The organism is Flavobacterium sp. ENC (genome assembly GCF_020991415.1).
In the GTDB taxonomy this organism is placed as follows: Bacteria; Bacteroidota; Bacteroidia; order Flavobacteriales; family Flavobacteriaceae; genus Flavobacterium.
The window spans coordinates 165,939-186,958 of record NZ_JAJMOY010000005.1 but is presented as its reverse complement, the minus strand read 5'-3'; the positions used below and the strand labels follow the sequence as shown (position 1 = coordinate 186,958).

General features: G+C 34.9%; 22 protein-coding genes. 12 read left to right on the top strand and 10 right to left on the bottom strand.

The window, feature by feature from the left end; genetic code table 11:
• Positions 1 to 156 precede the first annotated feature (156 nt).
• From LPB89_RS14905 to LPB89_RS14875, 7 genes are all read left to right on the top strand, one after another.
• Entirely contained in the window at positions 157 to 1,110 is a 954-nt protein-coding gene (locus LPB89_RS14905; RefSeq protein WP_230702532.1) for a magnesium transporter CorA family protein, read from the top strand.
• A gap of 314 nt (positions 1,111 to 1,424) precedes the next feature.
• Positions 1,425 to 2,039: a hypothetical protein gene (locus tag LPB89_RS14900; RefSeq protein WP_230702531.1), complete on the top strand. Its 615-nt coding sequence runs from the start codon at positions 1,425 to 1,427 to the stop codon at positions 2,037 to 2,039.
• A 4-nt stretch (positions 2,040 to 2,043) separates the two neighbouring features.
• Positions 2,044 to 2,334 carry a transcriptional regulator gene (locus LPB89_RS14895; protein ID WP_127338408.1) on the top strand — a complete coding sequence of 97 codons (291 nt, stop codon included), beginning with the start codon at positions 2,044 to 2,046 and terminating at the stop codon, positions 2,332 to 2,334.
• A gap of 58 nt (positions 2,335 to 2,392) precedes the next feature.
• Positions 2,393 to 3,781 (top strand): DUF4173 domain-containing protein, encoded by a 1,389-nt coding sequence (locus LPB89_RS14890; protein ID WP_230702530.1) that lies wholly within the window; start codon positions 2,393 to 2,395, stop codon positions 3,779 to 3,781.
• Between the two features lie 268 nt (positions 3,782 to 4,049).
• The gene (locus LPB89_RS14885) at positions 4,050 to 4,532 is read left to right on the top strand and encodes a hypothetical protein (RefSeq protein WP_230702529.1); all 483 of its coding nucleotides are present in this window, start codon (positions 4,050 to 4,052) and stop codon (positions 4,530 to 4,532) included.
• Between the two features lie 312 nt (positions 4,533 to 4,844).
• Complete coding sequence (locus tag LPB89_RS14880) at positions 4,845 to 6,386, top strand: tetratricopeptide repeat-containing sensor histidine kinase (protein WP_230702528.1); 1,542 nt, start codon at positions 4,845 to 4,847, stop codon at positions 6,384 to 6,386.
• Positions 6,379 to 7,125 carry a LytTR family DNA-binding domain-containing protein gene (locus tag LPB89_RS14875; RefSeq protein WP_230702527.1) on the top strand — a complete coding sequence of 249 codons (747 nt, stop codon included), beginning with the start codon at positions 6,379 to 6,381 and terminating at the stop codon, positions 7,123 to 7,125. Before LPB89_RS14880 ends, LPB89_RS14875 begins: the two co-directional genes overlap by 8 nt.
• Positions 7,126 to 7,145: 20 nt before the next feature.
• Here the strand turns inward: LPB89_RS14875 and rluF are convergent, their stop codons facing one another.
• The 3 genes from rluF to LPB89_RS14860 all read right to left on the bottom strand — a co-directional run bounded on the left by rluF (position 7,146) and on the right by LPB89_RS14860 (position 9,600).
• Positions 7,146 to 7,958 carry a 23S rRNA pseudouridine(2604) synthase RluF gene (gene rluF / locus LPB89_RS14870; protein ID WP_230702526.1) on the bottom strand — a complete coding sequence of 271 codons (813 nt, stop codon included), beginning with the start codon at positions 7,956 to 7,958 and terminating at the stop codon, positions 7,146 to 7,148.
• Positions 7,959 to 8,089: 131 nt separating this feature from the next.
• Positions 8,090 to 8,434, bottom strand: a complete 345-nt coding sequence (locus tag LPB89_RS14865) for an antibiotic biosynthesis monooxygenase (protein WP_230702525.1) — start codon at positions 8,432 to 8,434, stop codon at positions 8,090 to 8,092.
• On the bottom strand, positions 8,431 to 9,600 hold the full coding sequence (locus LPB89_RS14860) for a cytochrome P450 (protein ID WP_230702524.1): 1,170 nt from the start codon (positions 9,598 to 9,600) through the stop codon (positions 8,431 to 8,433). The genes LPB89_RS14865 and LPB89_RS14860 overlap by 4 nt, the downstream gene beginning before the upstream one ends.
• Positions 9,601 to 9,667: 67 nt before the next feature.
• Between LPB89_RS14860 and LPB89_RS14855 the strand changes: the two genes are divergently transcribed.
• Complete coding sequence (locus tag LPB89_RS14855) at positions 9,668 to 10,354, top strand: helix-turn-helix transcriptional regulator (protein ID WP_230702523.1); 687 nt, start codon at positions 9,668 to 9,670, stop codon at positions 10,352 to 10,354.
• 109 nt (positions 10,355 to 10,463) lie between these two features.
• On the opposite strand, the gene LPB89_RS14850 is transcribed toward LPB89_RS14855, so the two are convergent.
• From LPB89_RS14850 to LPB89_RS14840, 3 genes are all read right to left on the bottom strand, one after another.
• Positions 10,464 to 11,315, bottom strand: coding sequence for an alpha/beta fold hydrolase (locus tag LPB89_RS14850; protein ID WP_230702522.1), 852 nt, complete (start codon positions 11,313 to 11,315; stop codon positions 10,464 to 10,466).
• Positions 11,316 to 11,494: 179 nt separating this feature from the next.
• Positions 11,495 to 12,274, bottom strand: a complete 780-nt coding sequence (locus tag LPB89_RS14845; protein ID WP_127338398.1) for a zinc ribbon domain-containing protein — start codon at positions 12,272 to 12,274, stop codon at positions 11,495 to 11,497.
• A gap of 3 nt (positions 12,275 to 12,277) precedes the next feature.
• Positions 12,278 to 13,372 (bottom strand): Nif3-like dinuclear metal center hexameric protein, encoded by a 1,095-nt coding sequence (locus LPB89_RS14840; protein WP_230702521.1) that lies wholly within the window; start codon positions 13,370 to 13,372, stop codon positions 12,278 to 12,280.
• 198 nt (positions 13,373 to 13,570) lie between these two features.
• On the opposite strand from LPB89_RS14840, the gene LPB89_RS14835 reads away from it, so the two are divergent.
• The 3 genes from LPB89_RS14835 to lpxK are packed head-to-tail and all read left to right on the top strand — an operon-like array spanning position 13,571 to position 15,102.
• On the top strand, positions 13,571 to 13,813 hold the full coding sequence (locus LPB89_RS14835) for a DUF2683 family protein (RefSeq protein WP_230702520.1): 243 nt from the start codon (positions 13,571 to 13,573) through the stop codon (positions 13,811 to 13,813).
• Positions 13,795 to 14,076: a Txe/YoeB family addiction module toxin gene (locus LPB89_RS14830; protein WP_230702519.1), complete on the top strand. Its 282-nt coding sequence runs from the start codon at positions 13,795 to 13,797 to the stop codon at positions 14,074 to 14,076. The genes LPB89_RS14835 and LPB89_RS14830 overlap by 19 nt, the downstream gene beginning before the upstream one ends.
• A 3-nt stretch (positions 14,077 to 14,079) precedes the next feature.
• Positions 14,080 to 15,102 carry a tetraacyldisaccharide 4'-kinase gene (lpxK, locus tag LPB89_RS14825; protein ID WP_230702518.1) on the top strand — a complete coding sequence of 341 codons (1,023 nt, stop codon included), beginning with the start codon at positions 14,080 to 14,082 and terminating at the stop codon, positions 15,100 to 15,102.
• A 26-nt stretch (positions 15,103 to 15,128) separates the two neighbouring features.
• Here the strand turns inward: lpxK and LPB89_RS14820 are convergent, their stop codons facing one another.
• From LPB89_RS14820 to lipA, 3 genes are all read right to left on the bottom strand, one after another.
• Complete coding sequence (locus LPB89_RS14820; protein WP_230702517.1) at positions 15,129 to 17,300, bottom strand: ATP-binding protein; 2,172 nt, start codon at positions 17,298 to 17,300, stop codon at positions 15,129 to 15,131.
• A 27-nt stretch (positions 17,301 to 17,327) separates the two neighbouring features.
• Positions 17,328 to 18,326, bottom strand: coding sequence for a type I glyceraldehyde-3-phosphate dehydrogenase (gene gap, locus LPB89_RS14815; protein WP_230702516.1), 999 nt, complete (start codon positions 18,324 to 18,326; stop codon positions 17,328 to 17,330).
• Between the two features lie 90 nt (positions 18,327 to 18,416).
• Complete coding sequence (gene lipA / locus LPB89_RS14810; protein ID WP_230702515.1) at positions 18,417 to 19,283, bottom strand: lipoyl synthase; 867 nt, start codon at positions 19,281 to 19,283, stop codon at positions 18,417 to 18,419.
• A gap of 331 nt (positions 19,284 to 19,614) precedes the next feature.
• Here lipA and LPB89_RS14805 point away from each other — a divergent pair, with 331 nt between their 5' ends.
• The gene (locus tag LPB89_RS14805; protein ID WP_230702514.1) at positions 19,615 to 20,478 is read left to right on the top strand and encodes a M48 family metalloprotease; all 864 of its coding nucleotides are present in this window, start codon (positions 19,615 to 19,617) and stop codon (positions 20,476 to 20,478) included.
• Between the two features lie 60 nt (positions 20,479 to 20,538).
• Here the strand turns inward: LPB89_RS14805 and LPB89_RS14800 are convergent, their stop codons facing one another.
• Positions 20,539 to 20,919, bottom strand: a complete 381-nt coding sequence (locus LPB89_RS14800; protein WP_230702513.1) for a PH domain-containing protein — start codon at positions 20,917 to 20,919, stop codon at positions 20,539 to 20,541.
• Positions 20,920 to 21,020: the final 101 nt, after the last annotated feature.

Sequence of the window (21,020 nt, the reverse complement as noted above, 5' to 3'; positions counted from 1 at the left end):
CCAAAGTTCCATTTTAATATATAATTAATACTTTAAAGTTTTGGGTCTGAAAAATAAAAGATACTTTTGCAGCACTTAAAAAAACACTTCTCCAAATGGACGATTATGATTCGTTAGTATTAAATTAAAAGCAGCTTTTGAAAATTTCAAAATGCTGTGATAACACCCCGTATTTTTGAAATGAAAGCCTTTTACACCAAAAACAACAACGGATTACTGGAAATCTCAAAATGGACTCCAAACTGCTGGATTAATATTGAAAATCCATCAGAAACAGAAAAAAAATACTTATTAGAAGAGCTTCAGATTCCCGAAGCCTTTTACAACGATATTGAAGATATTGACGAAAGACCCCGTATCGAAATCGAAGACGGCTGGACCTTAATCATCATGCGCGTTCCCATTAAAAGTGACGACGTTAAACTGCCTTTTCAGACCATTCCGCTGGGTGTCATTTTCAAAGACGATATCTGCGTAACCATTACGTTTTACAAAACGGAAATTATTTCAGATTTCGTTTTCTATTCACAGCGTAAAAACATTGAAGTCAAAGATAATCCCGATCTGGTTTTGCGATTATTGCTTTCATCAAGCGTATGGTACCTTAAATACCTGAAGCAAGTCAATCAGAAAATAAAGCTCGCCGAAGATAATCTGGAGAAATCGATTAAAAATGAAGAACTGCAGGCCTTGCTTCAAATCGAAAAATGTCTGGTCTTTTTTATCACTTCCTTAAAAGCAAACGACGTTTTATTCCAACGCATCAAAAACCTGAAAGCACATAAAGCAGACTACGATTTAGATTTACTCGAAGACGTCGAAATCGAACTAAGTCAGGCACAGGATACCGCCAATATTTACAGTAACATTCTGACCGGAATGATGGATGCCTACGCCTCGGTGATTTCGAATAACATGAATAATATAATGAAACAGATGACTTCTATTTCTATTATCCTGATGATTCCAACGCTGATTGCCAGTTTGTACGGGATGAACGTCCCAAATGGCCTTGAAGAAAGCAAATACGGCATCTGGATTCTTCTTTTCGTTTCAATTATTCTGTCTGTCTTTGGAGTATTTTTATTCAAACGCAGAAGATGGTTCTGATTAATTTTCGCAATTTCATAACAAAGCCCGTTCAACAGAATGGGCTTTTGTATTTGTATATTTTGGCGTGACCGCATTGGCTAAAGGCGCTCCATTGGTGCCGGAGATAAGCGCCTTTAGCCAATACGGTCGGGCTATCCGCTCCGCTGCGGCGGATTGCTCCTATCCCTCACGCAACTGCAGGTTCCGGATGACTCGCTCTTAAGAAAAGCTTACAATTTTCAGGGTTCAGTTTTCTCGATGGCAAATAAAAACACATTTTTGTTTGTCAATTCAAAATAAAATATAACTTTGCAGTACAAAGTACTTTAACCATGAATCAGAAGCACCAAGAAGATTTATCGCATATTCGTTCCATGATGGAGCGCTCTTCCAGATTTATATCCTTAAGCGGACTTTCAGGAGTTTTTGCCGGACTTTCAGCTTTAATAGGAGGATTGTATGTTTACCAGTTATTCAAAATAAACGGAATAAATTATCTTGATGGAGAACACATTCTGCTGGATGGTAATTTAGTTTCAGAACTAATCACCAGTGGATTGATCATTTTACTCTTTGCTTTTGTTTTCGGAATCTTTTTTACAATACGAAAAAGTAAAAAATACAATTTACCCATTTGGACAACCGCAACAAAAAAGATGCTTTTCAATCTGGCTATCCCTCTGGTAATTGGCGGGATATTTTGTCTGGCTTTGATTTACCATAAAATTTTTATTTTAGTGGCTCCAACCACGTTGATTTTCTATGGACTAGCCTTGATAAATGCCGAAAAATATACTTTTTCAGATGTGAAATATTTAGGTTTCAGCCAGCTTATTTTAGGATGTATTTCGTTGTTTTTCATTGGATATGGTTTGATTTTCTGGATTATTGGTTTTGGAATTTTACATATCCTGTACGGACTAATCATGTTCAAAAAATACAAATAAACCAATGGGAATCATTGATAAATTAAATAAAGATTTCGAAAGCCGCGTCAGATTAGGTATTATGTCTATTCTGATTGTGAACGAGTGGATTGACTTCACCGAAATGAAAACACTTTTGAACATCACCGATGGTAATTTAGCAAGTCATTCCTCAGCGCTTGAGAAAGCACAATACATTGAAGTAAAAAAAGAATTTGTGGGTAAAAAGCCCAAAACATCGTACAGGGTTACAGATCTTGGCCGCGCTGCCTTTAAGGAGCATCTGAATAGTCTTGAAAAATTAATGAAATTCTAATAACACTATTTTTTTATCCAATTACTTTGAAATGCAAAGTACTTTTAAATTTTATATCATGAAAAAAATCCATTTTATCTTAGTCTGCAGTATTCTTTTTATACCGCTTTTTTACAATGAGTCAGTAGGGGTTAATCTCGCTATTTTTGGTTTGATACTAACAGGTTTAATCTGTTATTACTTTCAGGATCGGTTTACAGACCGTTTCCATTTAATTTTGGTAGTTACGTCGGTGCTTTCCTGCCTTGCTTTTGCCTGGTACGGGGATTTTGTTTCTTTTTTAGCCCTTGTGATGTCCGTGCTTTTTCTGCAGTTTAAAACGCAGGAAACAAAACTAAAAATCATTCAGATCTTTCCGCTGGTGTTTTTAAATGCATTTGCTTCAGTAGGGCGCGTTTTTATCTTTAGCCAATGGCTTCCACAAAGGAAAATCAATAATAATATTGCAAAAAAACTCGTAGCATATGTGATGATTCCGGCGATATTCCTGATACTGTTTTTTGTAGTGTATTCTTTTGGAAGCGACCATTTCTCTTCCCTTTTTACTGATTACACGTTAGATATTGATATCGTGCAAATCGTTCTGATTAGTATTTTGGGATTTTATATTTCATTCTCTTTCTGGAATTACTGGGTACCGGATGTATGTTATGATAAAAATCCGGTGCTGGACAATGAGTTTGAGAATGCAGAACAGGTAAAAAACCAAAATACCTTCTCTTTTCTTGATCTGGATTTCGAAAGAAAAAGCGGGGAAATCACCTTGTTGCTTTTAAATGTAATGCTTCTTGTTTTTGTTGCGACGTACAATTACGAACAGTTTTTTGAAGTAATTAAAACGTCTCAGTTAAGTGCCGCAACGCATGAAAGAGTCAATGCCGTTATTTTTTCTATCGTGATGGCTGTTGGGGTGATCTTATTCTATTTTAAAGGAGGGTTTAATTTCGATGAAAAAGCAATAAACCTGAAAAGGCTTGCAAAACTCTGGATTGTATTAAACGGAGTTCTGATCATAAGTACAATCGTTAAAAACTCAGAATATGTTTCCTTTTTCGGACTGACTTATAAAAGACTGGGTGTTTATGCTTTTCTGATCCTGGCAATCATTGGATTAGTATATGCTTTTTTAAAAATCAAAAACCAAAAAACAAATGCCTATCTTTTCAATCAGATGGTCTGGTATTTTTACGGAACCATTCTTTTATGCAGTTTTGTCAATTGGGGAAATCTGATTACAACGTATAATATTTCAGTAAACAAAGGAGTGGAACCAAGGTTTTTGAGTGATTTAAACTTTAACGATGAAGCCCGAAGAGAATATTTTTCATTGCACAATCTGGATATTTTATTCGTTGATGATCCAAGAGAAGGAGAAATAGAGCGTTATCAGGAAAAATCTTTTTTATCGAAAGCCCTGTACTATGAATTTATAAGTGCAAAAAAATAATTTTACAAGTCCCATTCAAAGCAGAATGGGATTTTTTTTGCCGTAAAAATCGGGTGTGATTCTTCTGACAGATCGCATTTACTGCGTTTTTTATAAAAGTGACTAATAAGTAATTGTTAATTAATAGACTTATTAGAAGGGCATAAAAGTTATTAGGAAAATGTTTACTATATTTGATTTCTGAAAAAAAGACCTTTTTATGTTTATTAATTCAATTATTTCTTAAAAACATAAAAAAACAATAAAAATTAACCCAAAAACAAATACCATGGAAAAAATTACTTTAGTAGAACCTGGCCAAGAAATTTACCCACCAGGAAAAATGATCAAAGAACCGGCGGAATATCTTAAAAGAGGAAAAGTTTCATTTCCTGATAAATTTACAAAAGACCTTTTTTCTCCGGTTGTGGAGGCCTACTATCTAGATAATAAACTGAGTGTTAGAGCTGTAATTTTTGTAACTCATGAAGAATCAAAAAATTTAAAACTTAGTGTCTACCAAAATTCTTATATTAGTATTGATGGGAAAGCACAGCTTCAATTTTTTATATCCTATGATTTAAAAGGGACGGAAGGACATGATTTTCACATCTATGAAGTTAGCTTTGATGCTGATGAAATTCCATATGAAGGAGGACTGGAAAGCATAAGAACAATTCAGACGTTTCTCTGGGATATTGACCCAATAACTTCCAGAGGGACAGAAACTGTAGTTTTGCCAGGAACCGGAACCGGGGTTGGTCATCCTTAAATTTAATTTTTGAAACTGAAAAAATCCTATAAATATTTTTTATTTATAGGATTTAACTCTTATTTATTTACCTCAATTTACACTTTGAAATATAATTTTTTAGAAAATATAATGACTAAAATCAAATTATACATTGTTTCAATATTATTTCTAAATTCTTTTTTTCTCTTCTCTCAGGATAGATTACACAATGATAAATTATTTGCTATTGAAATAAAAGCAATAGCTGCAAAATTTAACGAAGAACATAATTTTAATAAAGCGCAAAAATTTTTTACAGAAAAAAATTGGGATTCAACCTTGGTTTATTCCATGAAAGAGTTAAGTCTTACTAAAAACGCTGAACTTAAAAATTATTGCTATTATTTTAGAGGAGTTAGTTTTAAGCAAAAAAAGTTATTTAAGGAAGCAAAAAAAGAATTTAATCTGGTGCCTCCTAATTTTCGGCATTCTTATAAGGTTAAAATTAATTTAGGTGAAATTGCGCTGGAGCAAAGTGATTTTAAAAGGGCTTTACACTATTTTCAGGAAATTGAAAAGCTTCCTGTAAGCGCATCTTACAATATTTACAGAAGCAGCATTTTTCACAATATAGGATTGTGTTATTTACATCTTGCAAAATTTGATAAATCGGAAGAATATTTGTTTAAAGGTTCAAAATTGCTGGAAAAAGAAAAAGATACCTTGATGCTTATCAGTTCCTATATAGATATAGCAAATTTGTATTATACGCAATATAAAGATAGTCAGGCAATTCCTTATTTTGAAAAAGCATATCAATTATCCAAAAAAACAAATTCTTTCAATCTAAAAAAGACTGCAGCCTTAAATATGGCCGTAGTGGAGGAAAACAGGAAAAATTTCCCGTTAGCCCTAACGTACAGAAAAGAATTAGAAACGTGGAAAGATTCCCTAAACGACCAGAATAAAGTTTGGGCAATTGCCGATTTAGAAAAGAAATTTGCAGTAAAACAAAAACAAAAAGAAGTAGATGTTCTTGCAGCGGAAAATAAAGTAAAAGTAGCCGAAAGAAATGGTTTTATCATTTCGTCATTTTTGCTTTTGATATTGTTTGGAACCGGAGTGTATTTTTACCGGCAAAAAATTAAAAACAATAAGATAATCTTAGCACAGAAAAATGAACTCGACGAATTGAATGCCACAAAAGACAAGTTGTTTTCTATAGTGAGTCATGATTTACGTTCATCCGTAAACGCATTGAAAGTCAGTAACGGAAAGCTGATAGAGAATCTGGAAAATAAAAATTTCACAGAGCTCGATGTTTTGCTTCACAATAATAGTACGATTGCCAATGGTGCCTATAATCTGCTGGATAATCTGCTTAATTGGGCTTTGCTACAAACCCAGCAAGCTTATTTTTATCAGGAATCATTACATCTGGCTACGATTGTGCAGCATGTGGAGTACAACTATAAGCCTTTAATGTTAAATAAGAACATCCACTTTAAAAATGAAGTAGCTGCTTCTGATTATGTATTTGCCGATCTGGATTCGCTCAAAATTATTATTCGTAATTTTCTGGATAATGCCATTAAATTCTCTAAAGAAAATGGAACTATTTCTGTTTACACACGTCCTGCATCAGAAGAGTTTTGCTACCTGGTGATTGAAGATACCGGACTGGGAATGAGTAAAGCTGCCAGGGAAGAATTATTAAAAGAAACAATTCTGCTTTCTAAGAAGAAAAATGACGACATAATTGGAACCGGTCTTGGAATGCAGTTATGCAAAAGTATGATTCATAAAAATGGTGGACAACTGGAGATCGAAAGCGAAGAAAATAGTGGGACTAAAATAATTATTGCATTACAAAATTTTAAAAATCATGGATAATATTAATGTACTTATTATCGAGGACACTGCTGCAGAAAGCGATGCACTTGTAAAAGTACTTACCGAAAACAATTATACTATTGTTGGAATTGCGACTAATTACAATGAAGCACTAAAATTGTTTTATAATAATGTGATTGATATTGTAGTGATTGATGTTTTTCTGGATGGAAAGCCGGACGGAATTACTTTTGCCGAAACCATTACTATTGTTCCTAATGGTCTGAAACCTTTTGTTTTTTTGACCAGTTCGAAAGATCGCCAGATTTTTGAAAGGGCTAAACTGACCAAACCTTTTAGCTTTTTGTTAAAACCGTTTAACGAACTCGAGATTTTGTATGCGCTCGAAATGGCCATCGAAAAATTCTACGGGCAAACCAATGTTTTTCACAGTGAAGACCAAAATGCGGTGATAAGTAATGATTCTCTCTTTATCAAAAAAAATAAAGCTTTAAAGAAAGTTAGAATCGAGGACATCGTTTACATTGAAGTGGAAGACCGCTACTGTAACATCATAACCGATGTCGAAAAATTTGTAATACTGATTTCGTTAACCAAAATAATTCAGCTTTTGGATGCTACTAAGTTTTTTCAGACCCATCGCAATTATATTGTAAATGCAACGAAAATAGAAGAAATCATTGTCAATGACAATCTGGTTATTTTAAAAGGAAATCATAAAGTAACGCTGAGTGATAAATACAAAGACTTTGTAAAAAACTTCAGGATCTTGAGATAACGATAAAACAAAAAAGGAGATTAATAATCTCCTTTTTTCTTAAATCTTGGATCGTGTTCTGAAATAAATTCTGTTCTTCGTTTCGGAGCTTCCGCTTTTGGTAAGCTCGCTTCCTCTGTTTTACTGGAAGGTTCGATTAAACGATTTAACTCGGTAATCTCGTCAGCAGTCAGATCGCGATAACGTCCAACAGGAACATCCAGTGAAATATTGATAATTCGGATACGTTTCAATGCCGTTACGTCATATCCTAAATATTCGGTCATTCTACGAATCTGGCGGTTTAAACCTTGGGTCAGAATGATTTTGAACGTGTATTTGCTAATTTGCTCTACTTTACATTTTCGGGTAACTGTATCCAGAATCGGAACACCATTTCCCATTCGTTGTATAAACCGGTCCGTAATAGGTTTGTTGACGGTTACCGTATACTCTTTTTCGTGGTTGTTTCTGGCGCGTAAAATCTTGTTGACGATATCACCGTCATTGGTCATAAAAATTAATCCTTCACTGGCTTTATCCAATCGGCCGATCGGGAAAATACGTTTTGGGTAATTGATATAATCTACAATATTGTTTCTTACTTCTAAATTAGTAGTGCACTCGATTCCAACAGGTTTGTTGAAAGCCAGGTACACCATTTTTTCGTGTTTCTCAACGATTAATTTTCCATCTATGCGTACTTCATCATCCGGAGAAACTTTCGTTCCCATTTCAGGTACAACTCCATTTATCGTGACACGCCCTTCTTCGATAAGTTTATCGGCTTCACGACGGGAACAATAACCGGTTTCCCCAATAAATTTATTTAGACGTTTTAAATTCTCTTCCATACTGCAAAAGTAGTCAAAATTTAGATTTGTTATATCTTAGACTTCTTAGATCTTTAGATTTTTGGACTTCTTAGATTTTAACTGAAACAGAATCTTTGCACCTTTGTCCCTCTGAACCTTGCGCCTAAAAACTAATCATGAAAATTTAAACTGTCTTTCGGTGCTTCTTTGCGGTCGAACATCCCATAATCGCGAACAACAGCTGCAATCCTTAAATGATAATCCCTGAAGATTTCTTCACGGCCCTTAGCTTGCGCAAAGCGGTGCATTTCAAGATTTCTCCATTGCAGAATGCTTTCTTCATCTTTCCAGAAAGATAAAGACAGGACTTTCTCAGGATCGTTAAAACTCTGAAATCTTTCAATAGAAATAAATCCTTCTATATGATCTAATTCGGGTCTTAAATTTGCTGCAATAGTAAGATATTCTTCTTTTTTCCCCTCGTTTGGGATAACTTCAAAAATTACGGCTATCATAGTGTTTGATTTAAATTATAAAGTGAAATCCAGATCGCTTTCGGTAATCGGGCATTAATCATCGGTTCATATGTTATCTCATTCCCTGAAAGTACAACATTGAAGTTCGTAAATAAACAGTACAAAGCTTCGGTCGTAATGCTAACAGAGAAATGTTTTGCCACGCACATATGCCCGCCAGTTCCGAAAGTCAGATGCTCGTGATTGTTATTTCTTTCCATATCAAAATTCATTGCATTTTCAAATTTCCGGGGATCACGATTTGCCGCCGCAAGCACAATCAAAATGGGATCGTTCTTTTTGATGATGATTTTGTTTAACAGAATGTCTTCCGTTGCCATCCTTCTGGTATTGTGAATGGGCGGATCAAATCGTAAGGTTTCCAAAACGATTTTTTGTATCCGGCCTTTGTCGATTTTATGTTCAGGAAGGTTTTCTTTCGAAAGTATTTGCAGTAATGAATTGCTTAAAAGCCCTCTGCCCGCATCATAACTTTGGATAAACAACCCGATTAGATTGCTGACAACCATTGAAATAGCTTCTTCCAAAGAAATAGGGTAAGTGGCTGAAATTTTACCAATCAGCGCTTTATAAAAAGGAAGTCTTACAAGATGCCTTTCCGCGATGCCATAAATTTCTTCTGAAACGGTATTGATGGATTCGATATCTTCAGCGGTTTTGTTGGGTTGCATTATTTTGACAAGCAGTGCTATTTTTTCACAGATAAAAAGAGTGTCTTTTTCGTTAAAATCAAAACTTTTTAGCACAGTTAAAACCGGTAATTTTTTGCAGACCAATTCTATCCAGTTTATTGGATTCTGAACTGCTTCTCGTGGAAGTAATTCTTCTAAAATAGTATTTATTCCCACCGTTTTCATGGATGAAAAAAGAATAACGGCAGTTTCTTTTGCAATTTCATGCTGAATTCCGTTTGATAATCGGGCTAAGTTCCTGATGATTTTTGCAGCATATGTATTAAGATTATCGTTTGGAGGAAAGGCAGGAATATGCGCAGCGGTATGATTTAATATTTTCGCGCAGGCTTCATACGAATAAAGAGCCCAGATTTTATGGGTTTCATCCCAATAGACCGGATTTTCCGCTGTCATTTTCTGATAAAAAGAATAGGGATCTTTGACTTCGGACTGTAGAAATAAAATAGACATGTGTAATTGTTTTTGACAAAGTTATTTAACTTTACGAAGTAATACTTCAGTATAGATTTAACTATGAATGCATAAAATGGAAGATCAGTTTATAAAAATAGCTTCGCTAATCGGAGATCCGGCAAGGGCAGTCATCATGTGGACTTTGCTCGATGGCAAAGCCTTTACGGCTACTGAGCTGGCTATTGCCGTTTCTACATCACCGCAAAATGTCAGCATGCATCTGGCTAAACTATTGGATGCCGGTCTGCTTTGTGTAGAAAAACAAGGCCGCCATAAATATTACAGATTTTCGAATAAGGAAGTGGCGTATGCGATTGAAGCTATGGTAAGTTTAATTCCGCCGGTCAGTCCGCAAAAGAAGAATTCCGAAAAACATTCCCCGATAAAACACTGCCGCACTTGTTACGATCATCTGGCGGGGAAAATTGGTGTTGCAGTCGCCGAAAGTTTACTGGAACAGCATATTATTATGGATTCTGATACCAAATTCGACGTAACTTCAGAAGGAGTAAAGTGGTTTTCTGATTTTGGAATTAATCTGGAAGATCTCAAAAAACAAAGACGATTATTCCTCAAGCCCTGTCTGGACTGGAGCGAAAGAAAAAACCATATTGCCGGTTCAGTCGGAACTTCTTTATTAAACAAAATGATTGCCGATGACTGGTTAAGAAGAACAAAAGATTCAAGAGCCATACAAATTACCGGAAAAGGAGAAAAAGAGCTTTTTAGGTATTTTAAAATTGTTGTTTGAAAATGAGGAATTAGAAAATTAGAAAATTAGAAAATGAGAAAATGTGAGAGTTAGAAAATGTGAGATGCGCGGTTCAGTGAGAAACCTTTAACCTCTGTATCTTCGAACCTTAGGAAGAAAACAAAAACTCCATCACTTTCTGATACAATTCATCATCGTGCATTCCGTGTCCCAGGCCTTTGGTTTCTATAAACTGACTGTTTTTCCAGTTACTGACTATTTTTTTTCCTTCTTCAAAAGCTACTACTTTGTCTGTGGTATCATGAGCTACTAATCCCGGAATATTAAATTCCGCCGCAAATTTCTTTCCTGAAAAATCATCCAGCTTAAAGTTGAAACGCTCCGCAAAGCGGCTTTCCAAAAGCGAAAACATTCTGGTGTTTAAACTCAGCATAGCAATATAATTATCGATAAGAGTCTTCAAATCTGAGGGCGCACCCAAAATTACCATTTTAGTAATGCTGGTGTTTGGAAATAAATACTGGTGATAAACGCAGGCAGCACCGCCAATAGAATGTCCGATGATGATCGTTGGCTGGTATTTTTCTACGGCTTTATTAATGAATTCAGCATAAAGCGGAACATTAAATTCCTTACCGCTGCTTTGCCCGTGAGCCGGAGCATCAATAGCAATAATAGTGCTTCCGGATTTCTGAAGATGGGGCAGCGTTTTTTTCCAGCGTGAGGCATTGCTTTCCCAACCGTGAACGAGTAAAATTTTAGTTTCGTTTCCTTTCCAGATGTACGTTTGAAAATGATGTTCGTTATGGTGAAATGTTTCTGTTTCGGTGTTCTGTAATATTTTGGGTAATTGCGCTTTATTTAATCTTCCAATCCGTGGCTGGCTGAATAAGGCGTAAGAAAGTGCAAGAGCTTTTTGCGGGCGAACATAACTCAGGAAGTTAATATATGACCCAACCGATTTTAATGTAATAAAACGAATTCCTTTTTTAAGTCCCAAAATAATAGTTTTAATTATAAAGTATAATTATTCGAAAGAGATTTAAAAAAAAGATCGCCACGAATTCCACAAATTTAGCACGAATTTTTATTCTTAGTATTTAAAAATTAGTGAAATTAGTGAAATTCGTGGCGAAAAATTTTAACAAAAAAAAGTCCCGATCAGATCGGGACAGTTATTTAGAATTTAGAGAACAATTGTTCCATTTTTTCTTTTTCTTCTTCAGCCAGTGCGCTGTCAACTAAAATTCTTCCGGAGTGCTCATCAGTGATGATTTTCTTTCTTGAAGCAATTTCAACCTGAGTTTGCGGTGGAATAGTGAAGAATGATCCTGCAGATGCTCCTCTTTCGATAGAAACAACAGCTAAACCATTACGAACACTAGTTCTGATTCTTGTATAAGCCGCTAATAATCTTTCTTCAATTAATGCTGAAAACTCTGCAGATTTCTCAGACAAGAAGATTTCTTCTTTTTGAGTTTCTGCCATAATTGCATCCAGTTCTGATTTTTTATGTTTTAAATGAGAACTTTTTGAATCAAGTTTTTCTTTTAAATTAGCAATAACTTCTTTTTTGTGCTCGATAGAAGCTTTCATTTCTTTGATTTGCTTCTCAGCCAACTGAATTTCTAATTCCTGAAATTCAACCTCTTTAGTCAAAGAATTAAATTCTCTGTTATTACGAACTGATTCTTGTTGTTTTGTGTATTTTTTGATAACCTCTTTGTGCTCATCAATTGCATTTTTCTTTGCTTTGATAAGATCCTCAACTACTTCAAGTTCACTTTTCAATTTCTCTGAACGCGTGCTTAAGCCTGCAACTTCATCTTCTAAATCTTCAACTTCTAATGGAAGTTCTCCTCTTACGTTTCTGATTTCGTCAATTCGGGTGTCAATAAGCTGTAAATCGTATATTGCTCTTAACTTGTCCTCAACACTTAATTCTTTCGTATTCGCCATATTCTATAAGTACTTAACTGGATTTGTATTTTCTTCTGCTAAAATGATGGCAAAATTAAGGATTTTTTTTTGAAGATAATCAACAATATAGTTTTTTGTATAGCGTTCACTCTCAAAATGACCAATATCGGCCAAAAGTAATCGGTTTTCGGCTTCGTAAAATTGATGGTATTTTAAATCTGCGGTCAGAAAAGCATCTGCTCCGGCCTGAATGGCATTTTTTATCGCAAAACTTCCGGAACCTCCCAAAACGGCTACTTTTTTTATTTTTTTTCCTAAAAAAGCAGAATGACGAATTCCATCGGCAATCATTTTATCCTTTACAAAATGTAAAAAGTCTTTCTCCTCCATTTCAGTATCAAATTCACCAATCATTCCTAACCCGATATTCTGATGCGAATTTTGCAGGTTATAAATTTCATAAGCGACTTCCTCGTAAAGATGACTGGCAAAAAGAGCTTTCAGGATTTTAGACTGTAAATGTTTTTCAAAAACAACCTCAATTTTGATTTCGGTTCCGGTATGTAATTTCCCTCTTTCTCCAATAACAGGGTTGCTGTCTTCATTTCCTTTAAAAGTAAAAAAACCTTCGCTATTAAAACTGCAATTATCATAATTTCCTATAGTCCCTGCTCCGGCGTCAAACAAGGCATTTCGAACTTTTTCAGAATTATCAGGAGTGGTATACGTAACTAATTTCTGAATGAAATTTTGTTTAGGAATCAATACTTTAGTATTTACCAAGCCTAAAGCATCACAGAAAATTTTATTAACACCTGCCGAATGATTATCAAGTGCAGTGTGAACGGCATAAATAGCAATATCGTTTTTGATCGCTTTTAAGATGGCACGCTCGACATAATTCTTGCCCGTAATTTTCTTGATTCCGGAGAATAAAATGGGGTGAAAACAAACCACCAGATTGCAATTTTTGCTAATGGCTTCTTCAATAATCGTTTCCAGAGCATCGTGACAAACCAAAACACCGGTGCTTTCCGCTTCGGCATCGCCCACCAAAAGTCCGACATTGTCAAAATCTTCAGCATAGGCCAAAGGAGCCATTTCTTCCAGAACTAATAGTATATCTTTTATTTTCATTGAATTTTGTTTCAGGTTTCAGGTTTCAAAATTTTTATACTAATTGAACTTGAAACAAATTAACGAAAAAATATATACATTATAAATCAATGTTTTCTGAAAGTACCGTAGTTTCATTTTAATTATATATAGCACTTGTATGAATTTTATATACCACTCATATGATTTTAGTATATTTGTAGTTCTAAACTTGAAGTTATGACTACAATAAAAATCAACGAGCGTACCAAAACAGGAAAAGCATTTATGGCTATGTTTGAAGCTTTTTTTAAAGGTGTTGACGGAATAGAAATTATTGAAACAGATTCTAAAAAGAATAATGAAGAGGAAAGCTTTTATAGCGCTGAATTTGTTGCGAAAATTAAAAAAGCAGAAGCAAATGTTAAAAAAGGAAAAACTACAAGATTAAATCCTGAGGATATATGGGGAAGTATTTTGTAGAATTTGATGATATTGCCCGCAAAGATTTGCAAAACCACTATAAATCAGGGAATAAAGCTACTATAAAAAAGATTGAAAAAATACTTTTGGAATTAACTGAAGATCCTTTTTTTGGTGAAGGTCAACCTGAAGAGTTAAAGTATAATCTTAAAGGATATTGGTCCAGAAGAATTAATCAAAGAGACAGAATGGTTTATAGAGTAGAAGAAGAAATTGTAACTGTTATTATAGTTTCTGCAATGGGACATTATTCTGATAAATAACTTATGAACTTACTTCGAAAAATACTTTTTCCGTTTGCCATTTTATACGGATTCATTACCTCAATCCGGAATTATCTTTTTGATAAAGGAATTTTGAAATCAACTTTGTTTGATTTGCCTGTTATTGCGGTCGGAAATTTAAGTGTAGGCGGAACCGGGAAAACACCTCAAATTGAATATCTCATTCGGTTATTGTCAGATAAATATAAAGTAGCAACGCTGAGTCGCGGCTATAAACGAAAATCAGAAGGTTTCATTTTGGCTGACGCCGGTTCTAATGCTGAAATTTTAGGAGATGAACCCTTTCAGTTTTATCAGAAATTCCCAAATATTCAGGTGGCTGTAGATGCAGACCGAACAAATGGAATCACACAATTGCTTTCGCAAAATGAAAAACCACAAGTTGTCTTATTGGATGATGCTTATCAGCACCGGAAAGTAAAAGCAGGTTTTTATATTCTTCTCACGTCTTTTGGCGATTTGTATGCCGATGACTTTATGCTGCCTACCGGAAATTTAAGAGAAAGCAGGAGCGGAGCCAATCGTGCTCAAATTGTAATAGTCACAAAATGCCCGAAGGATTTGTCTGTTAAACAGCAGGATGAAATCCGTACGAAACTAAACGTAAGCTGCTCCCGGAAAATCTTTTTTACTTTTATCGATTATGATGATTATATCTATAACAAAGAAGAAAAAATAGCTGTAAGTGAGGTTAAAAACGAATCAAAACTGCTTTTGGCCGGAATTGCAAAACCAGTACCGTTTTTCAATTATTTAAAATATGAAAATAACGAATGCCTGACTTTTCCAGATCACCATCATTTCTCTGATTCTGATTTAGAGATGATTCACAACAAAGCACAAAACAGAAAAATTATTACAACAGAGAAAGATTTTGTGCGTTTAAAAGATTCTGAATTGGCTTCACAGTTGTATTATCTTCCTATAAAAAGTACGTTCATCAGTAATCATCAGAATTTTGACGCAACAATTCTGGAATATGTTAAATCAAACTTGGAAAATTAGCAACTAGTTCCTCAGAAGCTTCGTTTTTATTCAAGAAATGTCGCAATAATACTGTAAAATTCGTCAGGAACAAATGGTTTTGTAATCACATCATTCATTCCGAAAGATAATAGCATGTCTCTGTTTTCGTCCAGCGAAATAGCTGTTAAGGCAATGATAGGAGTGATTTTGTCAAATTCCCGAATTTGTTTTGTAGCGGTCGTTCCGTTGATTCCCGGTAAATGAACATCCATTAGAATCATATCGAATTTTCTTATTTTCAATAGCTCAACAGCATCTTCTCCATTATCAATTATTTCGCAGCTAATTGCTTTGTTTTCGAGCATTTTTCGGGTAATCATCTGATTGATTTTGTTGTCTTCAATCAATAAAATAGATTTGTTTTTTAATTGTTCGTCACTGTATGACTTTGCCTCTTCCTTTATTTCAAGAGGTTCTTTATTGATTCTGAAGTCTAATCTGAAGGTGAAAGTAGAGCCTTTGTCCACTTCGCTTTTCAGTTTGATTTCACCACCCAGGAGTTCAATTAATTTTTTGACAATTGTAAGTCCAAGACCGGTTCCGCCGTATTTTCGATTCACCTCTATGGATCCCTGAGAAAAACTTTCGAAAACAGTTTGCAGTTTATCTTCGGGAATTCCAATTCCGGTATCCACAATTTCAAAATAAACCGTTGCGTTATCATTTTCGATAGCATACAATTTGGCAATTACGCTTACATGCCCGTTTTGTGTGAATTTTAAAGCATTGTTAATTAAGTTGAGTATAATCTGGGATAGTTTTGTGGGATCCCCAATTAAGTTGTCCGGAATGCTCTTGTCTATTTCAAGATTAAAATAATTTTTATTGGCAGTAGCTAATTCTTTTAAGGAACTTTGAATATTGAATAATAACTCTTTCAGATTAAAGGAGATGTTTTCAATTTCTACTTTTGTAGAATCAATTTTATTGATCTCGAGAATTTCATTGATGAAAGTGGTCAGGTAATTTCCGGAGAATTTTAAAGATTCAAGGTATTTTAACTGTGTTTTTTTAGGATTGTCTTCCAGAAGTAAATGTGTGATTCCGTTTATCGCATTTAGCGGGGTGCGAAGTTCATGACTTACGGTTGATAAGAATTCGGATCTGGCTTGTGATGCTTTTTCAGCTTTGTTTTTGGCCAGGATAAGTTCCTTGTTTTTCTCCCTCAGAAGTAAATTGTTCTGATTTCGAATAATATTGTTTTTGTACAAAGCCAGACTCAAAAGGGACAAAATCGAAATTAAGGCAATCGCTAAAATGCTGACCAGCTTAGAGTAGCGATAGGTTTTTAACTGAATTTTTTCTTCGTTTTCGCGTTTCAGCGTTTTGTTGATCGATTGATTTTTTTTAAATTTTTCAAACTCGTTTACATCTAATTTAGCATTTTTTATTTTTAAGATATAGTTTTCAATCTGATAATGTTCATCCAGATAAGAATAAGCGAGATCAAAATTCCTTTGTTTTTTGTAATATTGGCTAATGGCCAGAATGATTTTTGATTTTTGGGCTAAATCATTGCTTTTAGCGTTAATTTCTAAAGCATTGTCAAAATAAATGATGGCAGAATCATTTTGTTTCAGCTGGTTTTTAAGCAGGCCCAGTTGATAGTATGAATCTGCTTTTGCTTTTAGAATGGAGTTGTTGTCCTGTTTTTTAATGATTCTCTGAAAAGTTTTTACAGCTAGAGGGAAGTTGTTGTTAGCCTTGAATGCCATTGCTTTCTGATAGCTTAAAATTTCGGCACTATCAGCAATATTTAATTCCTTTAGAAGATTGTCCGCTTTTTTGTAATACAGCTCAGCAATTTGGTAATTTCCCTGTGTAGTATTTGTTATGCCGATGTAATGCAGGGCAAGGGCCTTGGTACAGGTGGGTTTTACCCTGTTGAATAAAGAAACACTTTTATGAAAGTTTTTAAGGGCATCTTCATAATTCCCGAGGTTGTAATAAATTTTCCCAAGTTTAAAAGTCTGATTGGCTAAATTTTCCGGTTTATTATTTAAAGCACAATAGGCAATGGATTTTTGTGTAAAAAAAAGAGCCTGAGTGTATTCTTTATCCTGAAGATTATTGTTTGCCAGCTTGTTATAATAGACAATGCTGTCTGTACTCTGTTTGCCCTGAGAATACAAAAACGGATTGAAAAAACTAATAAGAATTAAAAGGTAGTGTTTCATGTATCGCAATGCTTCTTACAATGAATCTTATGCTTTTTTCATCAGCAGAATCAAATCAATCAATCTTGATGAATAGCCAATTTCATTATCGTACCAGCCTACAACTTTTACCATTTTATCAATAACGGAGGTGAGTTGTGCGTCAAACAGACACGAATTTGTATTGCCAATTACATCAACCGATACGATCGGATCTTCTGTGTAATCTAATATTCCTTTTAAATTTGTATTTGAGGCGTTTTCAAAAGCGGTGTTGATTTCTTCGATAGTGACAGCACGTTTTACATTAAACGTAATATCGGTCAATGAACCGTCCGGAACAGGAACCCGAATTCCGCAACCCCCTATTTTTTCATGCAATTTAGGGAAAATTTTTGTTAAAGCCTTAGCTGCACCTGTAGTTGTCGGAACAATCGACTGACTGGCACCTCTGGCACGGCGTAAATCCTTATGTGGCTGGTCGTGAAGGCTTTGGTCGGTAGTGTAGGAATGTATTGTTGTAATGTACGCCTGCTCAATTCCGCATAATTCGTCGATGATTTTGATCATCGGAGCGGCATTATTTGTGGTACAGCTTGCATTCGAAACTATCGTTTCAGTCCCATCCAAAATGCTGTCATTAACTCCAAGAACAACTGTTTTTATAGTGTCAACTTCAGAAGGGGCGGAAAGGATTACTTTTTTGGCTCCAGCTTCAATATGTGCGTTTAGTTCTTCATGTGTCTTGTACTTTCCGGTACATTCTATCACAAAATCAATTGAATGGCTTTTCCAGTCTAAATTCGGAATACTTTTTTCATGAAAAAATAAAAAATGCTTTCCATCGATACTAATACTGTTTTCATCATGGCCTACTTTAAAAGGTAAAACACCATGAATACTGTCGTATTTTATCAAATGCGACATGGTTTTGTTATCTGCAATATCATTAATAGCAACAACTTCAATTTCAGGATGGTTTAAAAGCAGACGGAATAAATTTCTTCCAATTCTTCCAAAACCGTTTATAGCAATTCTTGTTTTCAATCTTTATGTTTATTTGTTTAATCGTTAATCGGCTAATCGCTTAATTGCAATACGATTAAACAATTAACCGGTTAAACGAATAACCTTATTCTATAAAATATGTTTTTGTGCTTTATAAGAAGAACGAACCAATGGTCCGCTTTCTACATGGCGGAAACCCAGCTCAAGACCAAATTTTTCGTATTTGGCAAACTGATCCGGGGTAATAAATTCTTTTACCGGTAAATGTTTTTTACTAGGCTGAAGGTACTGTCCAATGGTCACCACATCTACATTTGCATTTCTTAAATCGGTCATCGTCTGGAAAACTTCTTCTTCCGTTTCGCCAAGTCCGAGCATAATTCCGGATTTGGTTCTGTTGATTCCTTTTTCTTTTAAGTAACGTAAAACTTCAAGACTACGATCGTATTTGGCCTGAATACGCACTTCACGTGTTAAACGGCGAACCGTTTCGACGTTGTGGGACACTACTTCGGGATTCGCTTCTACGATTCTGTCAATGTTTCTTTCAATGCCCTGAAAGTCCGGAATTAAAGTCTCAAGAGTTGTAGTAGGATTCATTCTGCGAATTGCTTTTACAGTTTCAATCCAGATGATAGAACCACCGTCTTTCAGGTCATCCCTGTCAACACTTGTAATTACAGCGTGTTTAATGTTCATGATTTTGATCGAACGGGCTACTTTTTCCGGTTCGTCCCAATCTACCGTTTCAGGTCTTCCGGTTTTTACACCGCAAAATCCGCAGGAACGGGTACAAACGTTTCCAAGAATCATAAAAGTGGCCGTACCTTCTCCCCAGCATTCTCCCATATTTGGGCAGCTTCCTGAGGTACAAATCGTATTTAAGCTGTATTTGTCCACCAAACCACGAAGTTCAGTATATTTTTGTCCAATTGGAAGTTTTACTTTTAACCATTTAGGTTTTCCGGCTGGTATATTTTCAATGACTGTTTCCATATATCAAAATTCAAAGCACAAAGATACGGAATGTAGTTTATTTGGAGATTTGTTTACAGGTTAATTTGCGAATAGCGCATTTTGATTGTGAGAACGTCCTCGTTGAAGATAATTTATTCTTATTGTTAAAAATTTAATTTAAAAAAGGAAGGTACGCTGATCTGTTTAGGTTTTTATTTATGTATTGATTTAGAAGCGATAATATTGATATGTATTTGAATTTTACTTGTTTAAAATTTATATCTTTATTTGTTATAAAATTAGTCGGAAAGAGATAAAATAGTATTTTGTTAATAGTACATTTGTTGTTAAATAGTAATAAAATAAAAACATGAAAAAGAAATTTATTATATCAGGTGCTTTGTTTGCAGCCTTTAGTTTTACGAGTATAAATGCGCAGATTAATTTTGGCGAAAAAGCCCTCGGTGCTGTTCAGAAAGGGGTTGCAGGTTTTACCCTTAGCAATGCTGATGCTGCGGCATTATCCAAAGAAGCAGTGGTTAAATTAGACGCAGAACATCAGGTTGCACCGGCAACAGATGGATATGCAATGCGATTAAACAGGGTTTTTGGCAAACATAGTGCCGGTGAAGGATATACTTTAAACTACAAAGTGTATAAAGTAAAAGAAGTGAATGCATTTGCTACAGCAGACGGAAGTGTTCGTGTGTATTCAGGCTTGATGGATATTATGGATGATAATGAATTGCTGGCTGTAATCGGACATGAGATTGGTCACGTTGCCAATAATGATTCGAGAGATGCAATGCGTGCAGCTTACCAGAAAGAAGCCTTAATTGATGGCGTTTCTTCACAATCGGCAACGATTACATCAGTAACAGATAGCCAGTTAGGTAAAATAGGAAGTGCTTTAATCGACAGTAAACACAGTAGAAAACAGGAAACCGAGGCCGATTTGTTTGCGTATAATTTCTTAAAGAAAAATGGGTATAACATCAACGCCGAAGAATCTGCTTTCAGGATTTTAGCCAAAATGAGCGAAGGAACTGAAGCTTCCTTTATTGATCAGATGATGAGTTCTCATCCGGATTCAAAAAAGAGGGCTGACGATGCTAAGGCAAGAGCGGAAAAAGATGGTTTATACAAGCCTTATGTGCAGCAAAAAATTGTGAACACCGTTCCTGTACCGGCTAAAAAAGCGAAAGCAACAAAGAAAACTACTAAGAAGAAATAAGGATTCCGGATTATAAAAAGAAAACCCGACAAATAACTTGTCGGGTTTTTAGTTTTTATACTATCCTAAAACATGATATGCTAAAACTTTTTGTACATCGTACACATTCACTGATTTGTTAAATTGTTTTACGATGCTGGGCTGTAATTCACTGGATACCCATATTTTCAATTCAGCGTCAAGTTCAAAAGTACCTGCAGTTTCTACGCTGAAGCGCGTGATACTTTTGTATGCAATTGATTTGTATTCTGTTTTGCTTCCTGTAATTCCTTGTACGTCAATCAGAATTAATCTTTTGTTGGTGAAGATAAAAGTATCGCGGATGAGTTTGAAGCCCATTTCAATTTCTTCACTATCCGTTAAAAGCTGTCCGTATTTTTTAATCAAATCTTCCTGACTTACTGAACCAGCATTACCAAGAATAGCCGAAAATATTCCCATGTTTATTGTTTTTAATTTTTAATACAATTCTTTTTAAGTACTGTAAATGTAATTGATTTTACTGATTTTATGAATTGGTTTTTAATTTTATAATGAAAGGA

What these genes read in the sequence shown, in the direction of transcription:
- LPB89_RS14875 (WP_230702527.1), top strand. Translation starts at nt 6,379, where the DNA reads ATGGATAATATTAATGTACTTATTATCGAGGACACTGCTGCAGAAAGC.
- LPB89_RS14895 (WP_127338408.1), top strand. Translation starts at nt 2,044, where the DNA reads ATGGGAATCATTGATAAATTAAATAAAGATTTCGAAAGCCGCGTCAGA.
- LPB89_RS14845 (WP_127338398.1), bottom strand. Translation starts at nt 12,274, where the DNA reads ATGGCGAATACGAAAGAATTAAGTGTTGAGGACAAGTTAAGAGCAATA.
- LPB89_RS14835 (WP_230702520.1), top strand. Translation starts at nt 13,571, where the DNA reads ATGACTACAATAAAAATCAACGAGCGTACCAAAACAGGAAAAGCATTT.
- LPB89_RS14865 (WP_230702525.1), bottom strand. Translation starts at nt 8,434, where the DNA reads ATGATAGCCGTAATTTTTGAAGTTATCCCAAACGAGGGGAAAAAAGAA.
- LPB89_RS14805 (WP_230702514.1), top strand. Translation starts at nt 19,615, where the DNA reads ATGAAAAAGAAATTTATTATATCAGGTGCTTTGTTTGCAGCCTTTAGT.
- LPB89_RS14880 (WP_230702528.1), top strand. Translation starts at nt 4,845, where the DNA reads ATGAAAGAGTTAAGTCTTACTAAAAACGCTGAACTTAAAAATTATTGC.
- LPB89_RS14860 (WP_230702524.1), bottom strand. Translation starts at nt 9,600, where the DNA reads ATGTCTATTTTATTTCTACAGTCCGAAGTCAAAGATCCCTATTCTTTT.
- LPB89_RS14900 (WP_230702531.1), top strand. Translation starts at nt 1,425, where the DNA reads ATGAATCAGAAGCACCAAGAAGATTTATCGCATATTCGTTCCATGATG.
- lpxK (WP_230702518.1), top strand. Translation starts at nt 14,080, where the DNA reads ATGAACTTACTTCGAAAAATACTTTTTCCGTTTGCCATTTTATACGGA.
- LPB89_RS14885 (WP_230702529.1), top strand. Translation starts at nt 4,050, where the DNA reads ATGGAAAAAATTACTTTAGTAGAACCTGGCCAAGAAATTTACCCACCA.
- rluF (WP_230702526.1), bottom strand. Translation starts at nt 7,958, where the DNA reads ATGGAAGAGAATTTAAAACGTCTAAATAAATTTATTGGGGAAACCGGT.
- LPB89_RS14840 (WP_230702521.1), bottom strand. Translation starts at nt 13,372, where the DNA reads ATGAAAATAAAAGATATACTATTAGTTCTGGAAGAAATGGCTCCTTTG.
- LPB89_RS14820 (WP_230702517.1), bottom strand. Translation starts at nt 17,300, where the DNA reads ATGAAACACTACCTTTTAATTCTTATTAGTTTTTTCAATCCGTTTTTG.
- LPB89_RS14800 (WP_230702513.1), bottom strand. Translation starts at nt 20,919, where the DNA reads ATGGGAATATTTTCGGCTATTCTTGGTAATGCTGGTTCAGTAAGTCAG.
- LPB89_RS14855 (WP_230702523.1), top strand. Translation starts at nt 9,668, where the DNA reads ATGCATAAAATGGAAGATCAGTTTATAAAAATAGCTTCGCTAATCGGA.
- LPB89_RS14830 (WP_230702519.1), top strand. Translation starts at nt 13,795, where the DNA reads ATGGGGAAGTATTTTGTAGAATTTGATGATATTGCCCGCAAAGATTTG.
- LPB89_RS14890 (WP_230702530.1), top strand. Translation starts at nt 2,393, where the DNA reads ATGAAAAAAATCCATTTTATCTTAGTCTGCAGTATTCTTTTTATACCG.
- lipA (WP_230702515.1), bottom strand. Translation starts at nt 19,283, where the DNA reads ATGGAAACAGTCATTGAAAATATACCAGCCGGAAAACCTAAATGGTTA.